15 protein-coding genes and 1 tRNA gene are annotated in these 16,463 nt (G+C 60.1%); 4 read left to right on the forward strand and 12 right to left on the reverse strand.

The annotated features are described in order from the left end of the window. The first annotated feature begins 27 nt into the window (after nucleotides 1–27). Nucleotides 28–1,014 carry a 3-oxopimeloyl-[acyl-carrier-protein] synthase BioZ gene (bioZ, locus tag N434_RS14980; RefSeq protein ID WP_110758996.1) on the forward strand — a complete coding sequence of 329 codons (987 nt, stop codon included), beginning with the start codon at nucleotides 28–30 and terminating at the stop codon, nucleotides 1,012–1,014. 72 nt (nucleotides 1,015–1,086) lie between these two features. Here the strand turns inward: bioZ and N434_RS14985 are convergent. Both N434_RS14985 and N434_RS14990 read right to left on the reverse strand, forming a co-directional pair. Continuing rightward, a tRNA-Gln gene (locus N434_RS14985) sits at nucleotides 1,087–1,160 on the reverse strand. A 122-nt stretch (nucleotides 1,161–1,282) separates the two neighbouring features. Continuing rightward, nucleotides 1,283–1,720 (reverse strand): Lrp/AsnC family transcriptional regulator, encoded by a 438-nt coding sequence (locus N434_RS14990; protein WP_065116260.1) that lies wholly within the window; start codon nucleotides 1,718–1,720, stop codon nucleotides 1,283–1,285. A gap of 131 nt (nucleotides 1,721–1,851) precedes the next feature. Here N434_RS14990 and rocF point away from each other — a divergent pair, with 131 nt between their 5' ends. Continuing rightward, nucleotides 1,852–2,772: an arginase gene (rocF, locus tag N434_RS14995; RefSeq protein WP_065116261.1), complete on the forward strand. Its 921-nt coding sequence runs from the start codon at nucleotides 1,852–1,854 to the stop codon at nucleotides 2,770–2,772. 14 nt (nucleotides 2,773–2,786) lie between these two features. After that, the gene (gene ocd / locus N434_RS15000; RefSeq protein WP_110758998.1) at nucleotides 2,787–3,842 is read left to right on the forward strand and encodes an ornithine cyclodeaminase; all 1,056 of its coding nucleotides are present in this window, start codon (nucleotides 2,787–2,789) and stop codon (nucleotides 3,840–3,842) included. Between the two features lie 19 nt (nucleotides 3,843–3,861). Here the strand turns inward: ocd and N434_RS15005 are convergent, their stop codons facing one another. The 5 genes from N434_RS15005 to N434_RS15025 all read right to left on the reverse strand — a co-directional run bounded on the left by N434_RS15005 (nucleotide 3,862) and on the right by N434_RS15025 (nucleotide 9,375). Continuing rightward, nucleotides 3,862–4,746, reverse strand: coding sequence for a DMT family transporter (locus N434_RS15005; RefSeq protein WP_110759174.1), 885 nt, complete (start codon nucleotides 4,744–4,746; stop codon nucleotides 3,862–3,864). Between the two features lie 342 nt (nucleotides 4,747–5,088). Beyond that, on the reverse strand, nucleotides 5,089–6,081 hold the full coding sequence (gene iolG, locus N434_RS15010) for an inositol 2-dehydrogenase (RefSeq protein ID WP_110759000.1): 993 nt from the start codon (nucleotides 6,079–6,081) through the stop codon (nucleotides 5,089–5,091). A gap of 224 nt (nucleotides 6,082–6,305) precedes the next feature. After that, the gene (locus N434_RS15015; RefSeq protein WP_110759001.1) at nucleotides 6,306–7,556 is read right to left on the reverse strand and encodes an adenylate/guanylate cyclase domain-containing protein; all 1,251 of its coding nucleotides are present in this window, start codon (nucleotides 7,554–7,556) and stop codon (nucleotides 6,306–6,308) included. Nucleotides 7,557–7,776: 220 nt separating this feature from the next. After that, nucleotides 7,777–8,007, reverse strand: a complete 231-nt coding sequence (locus N434_RS15020; RefSeq protein WP_065116266.1) for a helix-turn-helix domain-containing protein — start codon at nucleotides 8,005–8,007, stop codon at nucleotides 7,777–7,779. A 255-nt stretch (nucleotides 8,008–8,262) separates the two neighbouring features. Continuing rightward, nucleotides 8,263–9,375 carry an RHE_PE00001 family protein gene (locus N434_RS15025; protein ID WP_110759003.1) on the reverse strand — a complete coding sequence of 371 codons (1,113 nt, stop codon included), beginning with the start codon at nucleotides 9,373–9,375 and terminating at the stop codon, nucleotides 8,263–8,265. 291 nt (nucleotides 9,376–9,666) lie between these two features. Between N434_RS15025 and N434_RS15030 the strand changes: the two genes are divergently transcribed. After that, nucleotides 9,667–10,971: an MFS transporter gene (locus tag N434_RS15030; protein ID WP_110759005.1), complete on the forward strand. Its 1,305-nt coding sequence runs from the start codon at nucleotides 9,667–9,669 to the stop codon at nucleotides 10,969–10,971. Nucleotides 10,972–11,033: 62 nt separating this feature from the next. Here the strand turns inward: N434_RS15030 and N434_RS15035 are convergent, their stop codons facing one another. From N434_RS15035 to N434_RS15055, 5 genes are all read right to left on the reverse strand, one after another. Then, nucleotides 11,034–12,371: a sensor histidine kinase gene (locus tag N434_RS15035; RefSeq protein ID WP_110759007.1), complete on the reverse strand. Its 1,338-nt coding sequence runs from the start codon at nucleotides 12,369–12,371 to the stop codon at nucleotides 11,034–11,036. Between the two features lie 69 nt (nucleotides 12,372–12,440). Further along, complete coding sequence (locus N434_RS15040) at nucleotides 12,441–13,094, reverse strand: response regulator (protein ID WP_065116270.1); 654 nt, start codon at nucleotides 13,092–13,094, stop codon at nucleotides 12,441–12,443. Nucleotides 13,095–13,160: 66 nt separating this feature from the next. Then, nucleotides 13,161–14,828, reverse strand: a complete 1,668-nt coding sequence (locus N434_RS15045) for a phosphoethanolamine transferase (RefSeq protein WP_110759008.1) — start codon at nucleotides 14,826–14,828, stop codon at nucleotides 13,161–13,163. Between the two features lie 185 nt (nucleotides 14,829–15,013). Beyond that, a complete protein-coding gene (locus N434_RS15050; protein ID WP_065116272.1) occupies nucleotides 15,014–15,277 on the reverse strand; it encodes a spike base protein, RCAP_Rcc01079 family in 264 nt (87 codons plus the stop codon). 251 nt (nucleotides 15,278–15,528) lie between these two features. Further along, the gene (locus N434_RS15055) at nucleotides 15,529–16,440 is read right to left on the reverse strand and encodes a LysR family transcriptional regulator (RefSeq protein WP_065116273.1); all 912 of its coding nucleotides are present in this window, start codon (nucleotides 16,438–16,440) and stop codon (nucleotides 15,529–15,531) included. Nucleotides 16,441–16,463 lie beyond the last annotated feature (23 nt).

Genomic DNA, 16,463 nt, shown 5'->3' on the forward strand with positions numbered 1-16,463 from the left:
CCTGCAACATTCTTGAAAGACCAGACAATGCAGATACTTTCTTCGCGCATGGCCGGTTTTGGACATGCCGTTCCGGGGCGGTGCGTCGGCAACGACGAGATCGAGGCGCGCCTTGGGCTGGAGTCCGGCTGGATCGAGCGGCGAACCGGCATCCTCAGGCGTTATTGGGCGGAGGAGGGCGACACGCTGAGCGGCCTTGCCGCCGAAGCCGGCCGCATGGCGCTGGAAGATGCAAAAATCGATCCCGATGATATCGCACTGACATTGCTGGCAACCTCCACGCCGGACCATCTTCTGCCACCCTCCGCACCGCTGCTTGCCCACCGGCTGGGCCTGTCGCGGTCGGGCGGGATCGATCTCGCCGGTGCCTGTTCAGGCTTTCTTTATGCACTCACCCTTGCCGATGGTTTTGTGCGCACCCACGGCCGCGCCGTGCTCATCGTCGCCGCCAATATTTTGAGCCGCCGTATCAATCCCCTGGAAAGGGCGAGCGCGGTCCTGTTCGCCGACGCCGCCGGCGCGGTTGTGCTGACACCGTGCCGGGAAGGGCAGCGCGGCCTTCTTTCGGCCGATCTCCGTTCCGATGGCAGCGGTTACGATCTGATCCGGATAGCGGCAGGTGGCAGCAGCCAGCCTTTTTCCGCCGATAGCCCCGCCGAGGATACGTTGATGGCAATGCGCGACGGCCGCGAGGTTTTCTCCCGCGCCGTGGCGCTGATGACCCGGACTTCGCAGCAGGTGTTGCAACAGGCGGGGGTGCCCGCCGCCAATATCGGCCGTTTTGTGCCCCATCAGGCCAATGCCCGCATGTTCGACGCCGTCTGCGGCAATCTCGCCATCGACCGGCAAAAAACCGTCCGCACAGTGGAAAGCTTCGGTAATTCTTCCGCTGCCACCATTCCGCTGTCACTGTCGGTCACCAATGCCGAACGGCCGCTTGCAGGAGGCGAGACACTGCTCTTGACCGCCGCCGGTGCGGGAATGACGGGCGGAGCGGTTGTTTATCGGGCGTGAATATGCAAGCTGCGGCGCGACGCAGGGCCACCAAATGCTGTAGCCAGGCAATTGATTTCATTTAGGAAAATTTGGCTGGGGAACCTGGATTCGAACCAAGATCGACGGAGTCAGAGTCCGCTGTTCTACCATTGAACTATTCCCCAAAAGCTTGGAAGCGCGTGGCGCATTCGCTTTGGTGGGTCGTCATATAGATGATTTATTCCGGGGCGCAAGTCGAAAAAATCGAAAAATGCGTTTTATCCCGCTTTTGCGTTTCACTTCAGGGTCAAAGCCTCGCGCGGGTGGAGCGCGGGGTGGAAAGCAGCAAGCTGGTCTCGCTGCCAGTGATGCCGGGCACGAGGCGGATGCGGCGCAGCACGGCGTCGAAATCGCTGAGCGTTGCGGCGTTAAGTTCCACGATCAGGTCCCAGCGGCCGTTGGTGGTGTGGATTTCGGATATTTCCGGGAAACCGCCAAGGGTGCGGATGACGCGATCCGTCACATGGCCTTCAATCTCGATCATCATGATGCCGCGAATTGCCGCTTCCACGGCATCGGCGCGCAGGATGACGGTGTAACCGATGATGGTGCCGTCATTTTCCATTCTTTCGATGCGGGAGCGAACCGTCGCGCGCGAGGTTTCCGTCTCCACCGCCAGATCGGAAATGCTGCGCCTGCCGTTGTGACGCAAAAGGGTGACGAGCCGTTCGTCGAGATTATCCATGGATGTCCATTTTGATAAATAGATTTTGCCAGATCGATAACTCATTTCGATAATCTTGCCAATATTTGATGTTCATTCCGCCATAGCTCTATGGTTTAGTGAGACAGTCGGTTGGGAAAGCGAGGACGGGAATGGATATCAGGCTTATCGGTGCGCCGCTGCAGATCGGGGCAGGGCAATTGGGATGTGAAATGGGACCGAGCGCCTATCGCATCGCCGGCCTCACGCGGGCGCTGGAGGATCTGGGACACCGGGTGGTCGATACCGGCAATGTGACGCCGGCGCCGCTTAAGGAGTTTTGCCATCCCAACCCGGCCGTTCACCATCTGGCCGAAACCGTGGCCTGGACCGAGGCGTTGACGGAGGCCGCCTATCGTGAAAGCGCCGATGCCGTGCCGATCTTTCTCGGTGGCGACCATGCGATTTCGGCGGGAACCGTGGCCGGCATGGCGCGCCGGGTTGCCGAGACGGGCCGGCCGTTTTTTGTACTCTGGCTCGATGCCCATACCGATTATCACACGCTGGAGACGACGCGCAGCGGCAATCTGCACGGTACACCCGTCGCCTATTTCAGCGGGCGTGACGGGTTCGCCGGTTATTTCCCGCCGCTCTCCCACGCGGTACCCGAAGACAATATCGGGATGATCGGTATCCGCAGCGTGGATCCTGCCGAGAGGGCGGCGCTGGAAAAGAGCGGCATCACCGTTCACGATATGCGTTCGATAGACGAACATGGCGTTGCGGTGCTGCTGCGTGAATTTCTGGCGCGGGTTCAGGCGGCGAACGGCCTGCTGCATGTCAGTCTGGATGTCGATTTTCTGGAACCGTCGATTGCGCCTGCCGTCGGCACCACCGTTCCCGGCGGGGCGACATTCCGGGAGGCGCATCTGGTCATGGAAATGCTGCATGATAGCGGGCTGGTCTGCAGTCTCGATCTGGTGGAACTCAACCCGTTTCTCGATGAGCGCGGCAGGACGGCGACCCTGATGGTGGATCTGGCCGCCAGCCTGATGGGCAAGCGGGTCATGGACCGCCCGACGCGGGCTGGCTGAGAAAGGGGGCTGCGATGACCGTGATACCGAACCTCAATATCGTTCCCTTCGTCAGCGTCGACCATATGATGAAGCTCGTGCTGCGGGTGGGGATCGACACGTTTCTGCGAGAGCTTGCCGGTGTGGTGGAAGAGGATTTCCGCCGCTGGGAAAGCTTTGACAAGACACCACGCGTCGCCTCGCATTCGAAGGAGGGCGTCATCGAGCTGATGCCGACCAGCGACGGCACGCTGTATGGCTTCAAATATGTCAACGGTCATCCCAAGAACATGAGGGAGGGCCGCCAGACGGTGACGGCCTTCGGCGTGCTTTCCGATGTCGGCAATGGCTATCCGCTGCTCCTGACCGAAATGACGATCCTGACGGCGCTGCGCACCGCCGCCACCTCGGCCGTCGCCGCCAGGCACCTTGCCCGCCCCAATTCCCGCTCCATGGCCATCATCGGCAATGGCGCCCAGAGCGAATTCCAGGCGCGCGCCTTCAAGGCCATTCTCGGCACCGACACCCTGCGGCTTTTTGATATTGACCGGTCCGCAAGTGAAAAATGCGCCCGCAATCTTGCCGGGCAGGGTTTTGCCATCGAGATCTGCGGCAGCGCAGAGGCGGCGGTCGAAGGGGCGGATATCATCACGACAGTCACGGCGGACAAGCAATATGCGACGATCCTGACCGACAACATGGTCGGCCCCGGCATTCATATCAACGCCGTTGGCGGAGACTGTCCCGGCAAGACGGAACTGCACCGGGATATTCTGCTTCGCTCCGATATTTTCGTCGAATATCCACCGCAGACGCGCATCGAAGGCGAAATTCAGCAATTGCCGGAGGATTATCCGGTGACCGAGCTCTGGCAGGTCATAACCGGCGAAAAACAGGGGCGGACAGGCGACAGGCAGATCACGCTCTTCGACAGTGTCGGTTTCGCGACGGAAGATTTCTCCGCGCTGCGTTATGTGCGCTCGAAACTGCCAGGCACCGGTCTTTACGCGGAGCTGGATTTGTTGGCCGATCCGGATGAGCCGCGCGACCTCTTCGGCATGCTGCTGCGTTGTGAGGCGGCGCTCGTCTAGAGCCGCCCTGCCGGCTGGTCTATTGCATTTCCCGGCGCTGTCTCCGTGCGACCACGTGTTCCCGCCAGATGGTGAAAAGGCCGGCGGCGATGACGATGGCTGCGCCGATGACCATATTGGGTGTCACGACCTCGCCATAGATAGTGACGCCGATGATGGAGACGAGCACGAGCTGGTAATAGGAAAAGGGCTGCACGGAGGCCGCATCCGCCAGTTCGAACGCCTTTATCAGGCAATAATGGCCGCTCATGCCCGTGATGCAGAGCGCCAGCATCCAGCCCCAATCCCACGGCGCGATGCTGACCCAATAAAACGGACCAACCAGCGTCAGGGCCGCCGCACCGGCCACGCCGGTGTAAAAGAAACTTGTCATCGCCGAATCGCTCTTGCTGCCGAGGCGGGTCAGGACGCTGTAGAGCGCAAGCATGAAGGTGGCCACGAAGGTGATCACCAGCCGGTTGTCAAAACCGTCGCCCTCCGGCTTGAGGATGACGAGAACGCCGATGAAGCCGACAAAAATGGCGCACCAGCGCCGCCAGCCCACATGTTCTCCCAGCAAAGGCATGGACAGCGCCGCAACGATCAGCGGTGCGGAGGCGAGGATGGAATGGCTATGCGCCAGTCCGACGACGGCGAAGGAGAAGATCGAAATAACGATCTGTACGGCGAGAAGGACGCCGCGGCCGATCTGCAGCCAGGGGCGGTTGGCCATGACGGCGCCCCGGATGCCGCCCGCCGACCTTGCGGCCATCAAAAGAACAAAGACGGCAAAGGCCCAGTATCGCAGCATGGCGATAAAAACCGGCGGATAGGCGCTGCCCAGATGTTTCGATATGCCATCCTGTGCCGCAAAGATCGTGAAGGCGACGAGCGCATAAAGAAAACCGGTCTTGGGTGATGGCATGGAAAAACCGCTGTCCGGCAATTGCCGGCAAAAGAGAATTCGGCATGAATGAGGTGGGTGGCAGCCATATGTTATGCCGCACCTTGTCAGACAACCTTATTTTCCGAATAGCTGCCATGCAAGGCCGTAAACCGCCTTTTTGGCAGGCAGATCGCCGCTGGCGTTTTTCGCGGCAGCATCTCCTCCGTCAATCCCCGAGGCTTGGCCGGGGGACTGACGAGAGGCTGAAATCCTGAACCCCCGGGTCAAGCCCGAGGGTGATGTCGCGGCCGGTGGAACATCCATGAAACATCTGCCCGCCAGCGGGGCGGCACCCGGTTCACAGAGTGATTTCCACGGTCCTCAGCCGATCGTTACGGCTGTCTTAGAGGTCGCGGATTTCAGCGCGGCGTCGGCCAGCTTCAGCGCGACCAGCCCGTCCTTGATGGACGGCGACGGGGCGACATTGTTTTCAATGCTGTCGATGAAAGCGGTGATTTCCGCGGCATAGGCTGCCGTATAACGCGTCATGAAGAAATCATGCAGCGGCGGGCGGGTGTAACCTTCCGCATTGGCGATCTCGATGGAAACGGGACGCTGGTTTTCGGCCGCGGCCGAGCCCAGCGAACCGTGCACTTCGATGCGCTGGTCGTAACCATAGGTCGCGCGGCGTGAATTCGAAATGATCGCCTGCCTGCCGCTCTTTGTCGTCAGGATAATGCTGGCGCTATCGAAATCGCCGAGCGCGCCGATTTCCGGATTAACGAGAACGGAACCGGTGGCGAACACGCTGTCCACTTCCTCGCCGAGCAGGAAGCGGGCCATGTCGAAATCATGAATGGTCATGTCGCGGAAGATGCCGCCGGAAACCTTGATATATTCGGCCGGCGGCGGGCCGGGGTCGCGGCTGGTGATGGTGACCATTTCCACCTTGCCGATGCGGCCATCCTCGATTGCCTTGTGCACGGCCTGAAAATGCGGATCGAAGCGCCGGTTGAAACCGAGCATCACCTTTGCGCCGGTTTCTTCCACCACCTTGGCGCAGGCTTCGGCGCGGCTGACATCGAGATCAACGGGTTTTTCGCAGAAGATGGCCTTGCCGGCCCTGGCGAAACGCTCGATCAGGTCGGCGTGGGTATTGGTCGGCGTGCAGATGATGACGGCGTCGATCGTCTTGTCGGCCAGAACCTCGTCGATCGTGCTCACCTTGCACTGCGCCTCGCGGGCGATTGCTTCCGCGGCACCGGCCATGGCGTCGACAACGGCCACCAGCTGCGCACGGCTGTCGGTGGTGATCGCCTTGGCGTGGACCTTGCCGATCCGTCCAGCGCCGAGCAGTGCCAATTTCGTAACCATCTTTCCTCCGGTTCCTCATATCCGTCTCACTCCCGGAGAGACAGAATATGAATGCAAACAATATTTCGATATGGAATATATGTTCCATTTTGCTAGATCGACATCGGAGACGTGTCAAGCGTTTTGACGATGGGCTGGGCGGCCGAAATCATCCCGTCGAAAATCTGTCCGGCGATGTCGGATGTCGTCCTGAAATGCGCTCGAGGGTGCGGGGCGCCGACAGGCTACTGAGCCAGGGGCGCCTGTACCGCATTCTGGGGAAGGGCATAAACCTCGACCGGGGTTTCGAGGCCGCGCAGCAGCCAGGGACCGAGATTTTCCAGCTCTCCCCGGTTTCCGGCCATGCGGACGAATTCCTCGGAGAAAAGCACGGTGCGTCCTGTTTCCTTCGTCAGCGTTTCAAGCCGCGAGGCGATATTGACGGCCGGGCCGATGACGGTGAAATCGAGGCGGGTTTTGGAGCCGATATTGCCATACATGACATCCCCGACATGCACGCCGATGCCATAACCCAGCGGATCATGGCCCTTTTGCCGGTTGATCTCGTTAAGCGCAACGAGGCCCGTCTGGGCGCTGGCGATGGCCTTCAGCAGATTTTCGCAGGCCTTCGGATCGCTGAGCGGGAAAATCGCCAGCAACCCGTCGCCCATGAATTTCAGTATTTCGCCGCCGAATTCCTCGATAGGGTCGCACATGGCGTCGAAATAGCCGTTCAGAAGCTCGATCACATCGTCACGTGGCCAGAGGTCGGAGATATGGGTGAAATTGCGCAGGTCGCAGATGAGGATCGCTGCCCCCACCGTCATGCCGCTGCCGCGTGTCGTGGCGCCGTTCAGGATCTTTTCACCCGCATGTGGTCCCACATAGGTCTCCAAGAGGGTGCGCGTCATCCGGTTTTTCAGGCGTATTTCGCTCACCAGCGCCAACGCCGGCAGCAGGTTTTTCAAGGCGGCAACCTCGCCGTCGGAAAATCCGCCGGGCCTGTCACTGGAAAATGTCGCGACGTGGCGCTTGCCGAAGGTGTGTTCGATGGGCCAGGCACAATAATCCGTCAGCCCTTCGGCCCGCAGCTCTTCATAGATCGTATAGCCTGGCTCATCGGTTTCATCGCCATTCAGCCGGTGGCGGACTTCGGAAGCACCCTGATGAATGTCGTTGATGGGGCTATTGAGATATTCGGGCGTGCTTTCAGAGCCATAGCCATAGGTGGCGATTTCGGCGGACGGCATGCCGGCTTTCCACAATATCCGCGCGCCGAGCCATTGCGGATGGCGAATGCGGAAAGCAAGGACGCCCCTTGCAACGGAAATCCCGCTCGCCCGCAACCTGCTGCAAAGCTCCACGAATATCTCGTCGATAAAGCGTTCGTCCTTGGTGCCGGTGACGAGCCAGTCAAGAATTTCGGTCTTCTCCGCCGGCCACAATTCATCCAATGCGGAAGAAACCCGTTCTTCGGTGTCGAGACTTAGTGTCATGGCAGGATTCCGGAGGTTGTTGCTGCTCTCGCACGGGCGCAGTCATGCCGAACATGGCCGCTCGTGAACCCCATGTGGTGCCGGATAACGAAAATGTTAAGAGAGCGCGGCGGAAAATGTTCCGAAAGACATTGGCGGCCTCAGGCCGCGCGCGCCGCCCGGATGTTCTTGAGAACATCGTCCCCGGCGGCGCTGAGTTTCTCGTGATTGTTGCGAACGATCAGATAACGGTTTCGACAGGAATCTGCAGAGCGGCGGCAACGCGCCGGATACGCAGCGGATCGCTGTCGGTTCCGTCTTCCAGCGCACGGATTTCGCTGGTGGTCAGGCCGCAGGTGACGGCAAGCTGTTCGACCGTATAGCCGGCAAGCGTGCGTGCGGTCAGAACCTTTTTGGCAAAAGGAGCATCGGTTTCGTGATCGGAATCAGGTTGTGTGACTGAAATTGTCATTATTGCATCTCCCTCATAATGGACACTTAAATGCGGGCGGCACAGAAACGCTGCCGGGCCGAATGCGACCGCGTTGCCGGAGAAGAAATCATGTTGCAACGCAGCGAGGAACATAGACGCTTCGCCCACCTACGCAATAGTTAAATTTTGTTAAGATTCGTGATCGCCGCATTTCCGCGGGATTTTTCCATGATGAAAGAGACGCCGATACCTGCCGTTTTTTCTGTTTTCCCCGGTCTGGCGGAAGTGCGGCTGCTAGAGCATCCCCCAGGCGCGAAAGCGGCCACGACCTGTAACCTCACGTAATTCCAGCTGATTTGCGAGCCCGATCGCGCCCTGCGGCGTGGTGCCGAGTTCCTTGACGATCATCGCCGCCGAGACCACCGGCCGGGAAACCACCAGCTCCACCAGTTCCGGCAGGCGCGAGGAGGAACGACGGCCGGTCAGCTTGCGCATCATGCGCTCTCTCGCATGGGACAGCCTGTCATGTTCCTTCAGGCTGGCCTGCGCCGCCTCGTAAAAGCTTTCCAGAAGGGCGAGGAGCCGCTGCGTCTGGTTTCTGGCGTGCCGGCGATCGCGCGGAACGGCGCGAAGACCGGTGCTGAGGGCTGGCAGGTGATCGGGTGTGACGGCGCCGTCGCGCAGAAAGGCGGCGGCCAGAAGCCGGCCGAGCCAGGGGCTGCGCTGCAGCACCTCGATCATGTTCCAGGCATCGAGCAGAATGGCGGTTCGCAGGATCGCCGGCAGTTCCTCCGTCCGCGCCTGCACCTTCAGCCATTCTTCCAGCCGTTCTTCCTCATCCCAATCGGGCTCGTTGATGAGCGGATTGCTTTCCTGCCGCAGCAGGGGTGCTGGCATGTGACCGGCGGTAATCGCGTCCAGTGTCGCGGAACTTCGCGCCAGCAGCGCGTCCAGCTCGGAAAAGGCACCGTTCAGCGAGGCGTCCACGTCTGATTCGGTCTCATCGCTGCGGGAGCTATCCACGATTTCCCGGGGAGGCGTTGCCTCTTCGACTGCAAGCGCCGCTCTGCCCCGCAATCTGGAAAGTCCCGGCGCCGTGAAGGCCCAGCCGGCGCCGCTGGAGAAGATCAGCCGCCTCGAACGGAGTATCCGGTGCGCCGCGGTCATCTCGTGAGTCGGTGCGCGCACGTCCATATGGGCATCATGCAGGACAAGATCTTCCATATGGACCAGTTCGCCATCGACCCACATGGAGGAAATGGCGTCGGTAAAATCCTGCCTTTCGATGAAACCGTGTCTCATCGGCGAACGGCTGATGCGTTCGTCCAGCCGCGCCAGCGCTTCGCCCGCACGGGCGGCGGCGATGAGAAGCTGTTCCAGCTGGATGTCCGATATCTCATAAATCATTGATATTTTTTAGTTTGGGCAAGCCTGGCTTACAAGGCGGATTGCAATGGTCCGGTTCTGCTTTTCCCGCTATCATCGCCCCGATCCTGTTGCGCGAACCGGTGTGGAGGGCCGGGAATCACGACGATGCGGGCCTCTATCGCCGTTCTTGCCGCCATGTTGCGGTGCGGCATAAGCTTGCGCATTGCAATATGGCGGGTATATACCCTCGCCGAGAGCGACAAATTATCACACCTTCCGTTCGCCCTTCCATCTCCAGACGAAGATGAATTGGAGTTTACCGTGAATATTATGGCAAATGGTCCCGCCACCGCGCCGGACCAGAAAACCCGTTTGAAATCCATTATCGGCGGATCGGCGGGTAATCTCGTCGAATGGTACGACTGGTATGTCTATTCGGCCTTCACCCTTTATTTCGCGCCGGTGTTCTTCCCTTCAGGAAACCAGACGGCCGAACTGTTGAGCGCGGCCGCCGTTTTCGCCGTCGGATTTCTGATGCGGCCCATCGGGGCCTGGTTCATGGGCACCTATGCCGACCGCAAGGGCCGCAAGGCGGGCCTTACACTCTCCGTCACGCTGATGTGTCTCGGCTCGCTGCTGATCGCCATCACGCCCGGCCATGAGACGATCGGCATCGCGGCACCTGCCATTCTGGTTTTTGCCCGCCTTCTGCAGGGTATCAGCGTCGGCGGCGAATATGGCGCCAGCGCCACCTATCTCAGCGAAATGGCCGGCAGGAACCGCCGCGGTTTCTTCTCCAGCTTCCAGTATGTGACGCTGATTTCCGGCCAGCTTCTGGCGCTGGCGGTGCTTCTGGTGCTGCAGCGCGCCCTGACGCCGACACAGCTTGGCGAGTGGGGCTGGCGCATTCCCTTCTTCATCGGCGGCATTCTGGCGATTGCGGTGTTTTATATCCGTCGTGGCCTTGCCGAGACGCAGTCTTTCGAAAACGCCAAGGCCGGTGAGGCCGACAAGCCGAAATCCAGCGGATGGGCGCTGTTCAAGCACTATCCGCGGGAAGCGCTGATGGTCATGGCGCTGACCTCGGGCGGCACGCTCGCCTTTTATGCCTACACCACCTATCTGCAGAAATTCCTGGTCAACACGTCAGGTTTCAGCAAGGAAAGCGCGACCGAAATCACCACGGCGGCGCTTTTCGTCTTCATGCTGTGCCAGCCGCTCGCCGGCGCGCTGTCGGACAAGGTCGGCCGCAAGCCGCTGATGGTCGGTTTCGGTATTCTCGGAACGCTGTTCACCTACGTGATCTTCAGTACACTGGCGACGACGACCGATCCGATCATGGCTTTCGCCCTCGTTCTGGTCGGCCTTTTGATCGTGACCGGTTACACTTCCATCAATGCGGTGGTGAAGGCGGAAATGTTCCCCGCCCATATCCGCGCGCTCGGCGTGGCTCTGCCCTATGCGCTGGCGAACACCATTTTTGGCGGAACGGCGGAATTCGTGGCCCTGAAATTCAAGCAGATCGGCCATGAAAACTGGTTCTTCTGGTATGTGACGATCATGATCGCGCTGTCGCTGGTGGTTTATGTGAAGATGCGCGACACGCGCGATCACAGCCATATCCACGAGGATTGAGCGACACGATCCGATCCGGAAGAAGCCTCGTTCCTGACGGGGCTTTTTTGTTTTCAACGCCTTCAGGCGGTTTGGGCAGGAAGAACCACGCGGGCCTCGAAGCCGTCTTTCCGGCCGGGTGCGGGAGAGGAAAGCACCAGTTCGCCGCCGGTCTGTTCCACCAGGCTTTTGACAATGGCAAGGCCAAGACCGGTGCCATCCGCGGTGGTCGGCCCCCTGGCAAAACGTGTCGTCAGCTTGGGCAGCAGCGCCCTGTCGATTGCCGGTCCGGAATTGACGATGCGGATCGTCCCGTCCTCTTCGGCCAATATCTGCACCGGGCTTTCCGCCGGGCTGTGGATCAGGGCGTTTTCGAGGAGATTGCGGATGATGATGCCGAAGGCATCCGCGCCCATCCTGCAGAGCAGGCCGTCCTCGCAATGATTGGTGAAGCGGATGCGGGAGGTGCCGATCGCCGTTCTCATCATGTCATCGATGACGAGTTCGAGAACGGGAATGAGATCGGTTGCCGTATCGGTCACGCCGATTCTTGCTTCGGCCCGCGACATCTGAAGCAGTTTTTCAGCGAGATGGCCGAGATGCTGCAGGGACTTTTCGATATTTTCCACCCTTGGCGCCAGTTCCGGCGGAATATCGGCGTGGAGCCGTTGCGCCTGCGCCAGGGCGCCGGCAATCGGCGTGCGCAATTCGTGAGCGCTGTTGGCGGTGAATTCCCGCTCCGCGTCGATTGCCGACCGCAGGCGTCCGAGCAGCAGATTGACCGAGCGGGCGATGGGATGGAGTTCGCCCGGAAAAGGCTGTGTTTCGAGCGGCGCCAGATTGCCGCCATCCTTTTTCCCGATCTCGTCGCGCAGGGTCTGTATCGGCTGCAGGGTTCTGCGCACCACCACGATGACGGCAAAGATGCTGGCGGGTATGAGGATGAGAACGGGCAGAAGCAGCGCGCTGCCTGCCTCCTCGATGGCTTCGCGCCGGTTGGCGAAGGCATCGGCGACCTGCAGGAAATAATTGCCGTCCGGTGTCACGACCGTATAGATGCGCTGTGTCGCAGTTTCGGAAAAGCCGGGGTCGAGCGACACCTCGAAAGGTTCCGTCGAACTGTCATGTGAATGCAGCACGACCTGTCCTTCCCGGTCGCGCACCTGATAGGTCAGATATTCCGCGCCTTCCGCTGAAGGGTTGAGCTTGCGCGAGGCCGGCGCCGTGTTGTTTTCCCTGAGATCGTCGGCCAGAAGCGGCAAAAGCCTTTCGGCGGTTTCCTGCACGCCGGCATCGAAAATCTCGGCAAATTCGTCCTGCATCACCATGACGCCCAGCCCGCAGGCGAGAAGCCAGGATATGGCGACGACGCTGGTCAGCGCCGTCACGAGCTTGCGGGTCATGCTGGTCGGTCTGGCCATCTGCGCCTACTTGTTATCTGCCTGCTCGCCGTCCGGCTTACTTGCTGTCTGGTTCACTTGCCGTCTGGTTCACTTGATCGTGTAGCCGACGCCGCGCACCGTCTCGACGCGGTCATGGCCGATTTTCTTGCGCAGCCGGCTGATATAGACCTCGACCGTGTTGCTTTCTATTTCCGCGCCGAATTCGTAGAGCGTGTCGTGCAGCTGCGCTTTGGAGACGACCGCACCGGGATGTTCGACCAGTTTTTCCAATACGGCCCATTCGCGGGCGCTCAGCGTCTGCGCCGTTCCATCGACCGTGATATTGCGTGCCACCTGATTGATCTCGATGCCGGGCAGGCGGATGACGGGGGCCGAGCGGCCCTCGTAACGGCGCGAGACCGCCAGCATGCGCGCGGAAAGCTCGTCGAGGTCGAAAGGCTTGACCAGATAGTCGTCCGCGCCGGCATTCAGCCCGGCTATCCGGTCGGAAACCTGGTCATGTGCCGTCAGAATGATCACCGGCGTCGCATCGTCGCGCCTGCGCAGCGCTTGCAGAAGAGTGATGCCTTCGCCATCCGGCAGGCGCATGTCGAGCAGGATCAGGCCGTAAGCCATGGTCAGCGTCGCCGCCATGGCGTCGCCGAGCGTCTTGAACCAGTCCACAGCGTGCCCGGCCGCCGCGACATGGTCTCGCAACGCCTCTCCCAGGACATGATCGTCTTCAACAAGCAGAACCCGCAAGACAGCTCCCTCTATCGCGTCGTCCTGCGTATCGCTTTCACGGGATAAGCGTCAAGCACTGTCTGTTCAGCTGTTTTGGCGCTGGGTGCACCCACCGAACACATCGAGCGAGGGATCGTAGACGGAAGTGGAGACGTTCATCATGCCAAGAATGCTGTGGAAATAGTTGTCGTGGGAGCGCCCGCCCTCTGCTGCGGTTTTTGCAAGGCATGCCCGGTCCAGCCCCATGGATTTGGCGAAATCGTCATCGAACCAGACAAGAAACGGCACATGGGTCTGCTGATCCGGGGCGAGCAGATAGGGCGCTCCATGCAGGTAGACGCCGTTTTCACCAAGGGATTCGCCGTGGTCCGATGCGTAGATCATGCCCGTCGCCAGGGTGTCGGAGTGCGCTTTCAGCTTGTCGATCACGGTCGAGAGGAAATGGTCGGTGTAAAGCAGCGTATTGTCGTAGGAATTGACGATCTCGGCATCGCTGCAATTGCCAAGCTCGGCGGTGCGGCAATCCGGGGTGAATTTGCGGAACTCGTCGGTGTAGCGCAGGTAGTAGGTCGGCCCGTGGCTGCCCATCTGGTGCAATACGATGACGCTGTCCTTCTTGACGTTGTTGAGCCAGGAGTCGAGCTTGTCGAAGAAGATGTCGTCGCGGCATTCTCCACCGGTGCAGAAGCGGCTGTCATTGGTGGAGGGCAGGTCGAAATAGGGAATGCGGTCGGCGACGTTCTTGCTGCCGGTGTTGTTGTCCAGCCATGTGGCGCCGACGCCGGCGTGGACGAGGACATCCATGACGTTCTCGTTGGCGAGCGCCTTGCTGTGGCTGTATTCCGAGCGCGGGAACTTCGAGAACATGCAGGGAATGGAAATCGCCGTCGCCGTGCCGCAGCTGGTGGTGCTGGGGAAATAGATCACGTTGCGCTTGGCGAGTTCCGGATTGGTGTCGCGCTCGTAACCGTTCAGGGAAAAATTCGCGGCGCGCGCGGTTTCGCCGGCCACGATGACGGTGATGCGCGGCTTGCGCACGCCGCCGAGCGCCGGAAGAAGCCTTGCATCCTTGCCGAGGGGGCTGACCTGTATCTCGGCTTCCTGACCGGCCTGCGTGAAATAGTGAATGGTGGACATCATCGGCGACAGCGGGTTGACGCTCTTGACGATATCCTTGTGCTGGCGGACGGCGGTGGTGAATGTCTTTGAATTCGCAAAGCTGATGATGCCCGCGATGGTGAGACAGACCAGGATGCTGATGGTGTTCCACAGCAGCTTCTCGAGAATCGGCCGATGCCGGATGCGGATGGCGATGATGACGATGGATGGAACCAGCCCGTAAATCGCCATATGCCAGAGAAAGCCGGGGGTAATCAGATTACCGGCTTCCGCCTGCGTCGTTTCCATGGCGTTGCGGATCATGTCGCTGTCGACGACGATGCCGTAGCGGTCCATGAACCAGGATGCGGCGGCGGCGGCGAATACCAGGAAGATCAGAAACGGCTTGATGAGATATTTGGCGGAAAAAATCGTGATGAGGGCGCCGAAAAGCGCCGCCATGGCGACATAAAGTGCAACGATGGCAACCGGATAAGCGGAAAGATAGGTATGGACCTTCGACCAGAATGTCTGGTTCATGAAAAACAGCAGATAGGCGCCCGTCAGCAGGCTGAGCGGCACGCTACCTATTTCCGGACGATACGATTCGATGCCTGTCGCTTTCGCGGTAAAAAGAGCCACTGCCAAGTCCACCAGATTTCACATGTGCCGGCGGCGGCGCGAAACGGGACAAAATGCTCCTGTTCACGCTGCCGCTAGGGCCGATTGATGGCGGATGCGTTATTTAGCTGACATCAACCTGAAAGCTTTGTCATGAAACTGTCACATGAAGGCGGTCGTGTTTTCAGGCCGATGGTCAGGTGACACGAATATATCACCTAACCGAGCCCGATTATACCCGTCACAGTAGTGCGCGTTGAAAATACACGCGTAGCCCTGACGGGCAGCAGGCAGCCTGCAGGAATGTTCTGAAAGGTGACCGTCGCTCCTGAAAGCAGGGTGAGGCAGAGTTGACCGCCATGGCCGATATAAAGGGCGCGCGTTGGTGAAGGAAGCGGGGTCGTATCGTCGGGAACGATGTCGAAACCGTGGGATGCCGGCGATTCCAGGCCGGCGGCGTAGTGTTCGTAAGTCTCAGCCATTGCTGTCTCCCGTAAATCGAAATCTGCCGTGATTATGCAACGGGCGGGAGCTGCGGGGAAAAGCGGGAACGATATATGTGAGGTTGGCCTTTATTTCCGCACGCGGTTTTCCGAAACACCGGCGTTCCCTCTGCAATCTCATGCGGTTGGCTTTACCGGCCGCATCGCCATTACCGCTATTCCGTCGGATATGGCGGATTTTGCATCCACGTCCGAGAGCGGGGTGGGGTGGGAGATGAATGCCCTCCGCCTCAGCTGCGGGTGTGGAGAATGAAGGCCCTGACGGCGGGAGAGGCTTCCGTTTTCCGGTGGGCGATGGCGAGATCCGAGGTTGTGGAGCTTGCAGCAAGCGGCACGTAGCGCAAGCCGGGCAACCTCAGGCAATCGAGCGAGCGTGGCACCAGCGCGACGCCGAGGCCGATCGCCACCATGCTGGCGATGGTGGTGTAGTCGCGGCCTTCCGGGCTTATCGCCGGCTGGAACCCGGCTTCGTTGCAGGCTTCTATCGTATTGTAATGAAAGCCGACATCCGGCGGCTGTCGTGGCGTGATGAAGGTTTCTCCGGCAAGGTTCCTGAGATCGACCTGCAATGTGTAGGCCAGGGGATGATTTTCCGGCAGGGCCGCCATCAGCGGTTCTCGCAGAACCACATGGGTCGTAACCCCTTCGGGGATAGGGGCTGGTGGGCGGATGAAGGCGAAATCCAGGTTGCCATCGGCAATCTTGGCCAGCTGCAGCCGCATTTCCATCTCGATCAACTGCAATTCAACATCGGGATGGGAGGCGCGAAAACTGGCGATGGACTTTATCAGCAGGCCGGAATAGGCGGCGGAGGCGACATAACCGATGGAGATGCGGCCGGTTTCGCCACGATCGACACGTTTGAGTGCGGCAAGGGTCGCCTCGGCATTGGCAAGGATTTTCCGGGCATCCTCATAGAGAAGCTGGCCCGGAGTGGTGAGCTTTACCGACCGGCGTGTCCGGTCGAGCAGCGGCATGCCGACAATATCCTCAAGCGCCATGATCTGCTGGCTCAAACCGGGCTGGGCAATGCCGAGGCGGGCGGCGGCGCGCTCGAAATTGCGCTCATCCACCAGCGTGGTGAAATAGCGCAGGTGACGCAATTCGAATGTGTCCGCCCGGCTTGCCGGTTTCCTGCCCATCGTCGTGGCCTCTCCTGCCAGAT

It is taken from the genome of Rhizobium sp. UGM030330-04, assembly GCF_003208455.1.
Taxonomy (GTDB): Bacteria; Pseudomonadota; Alphaproteobacteria; order Rhizobiales; family Rhizobiaceae; genus Agrobacterium; species Agrobacterium rhizogenes_A.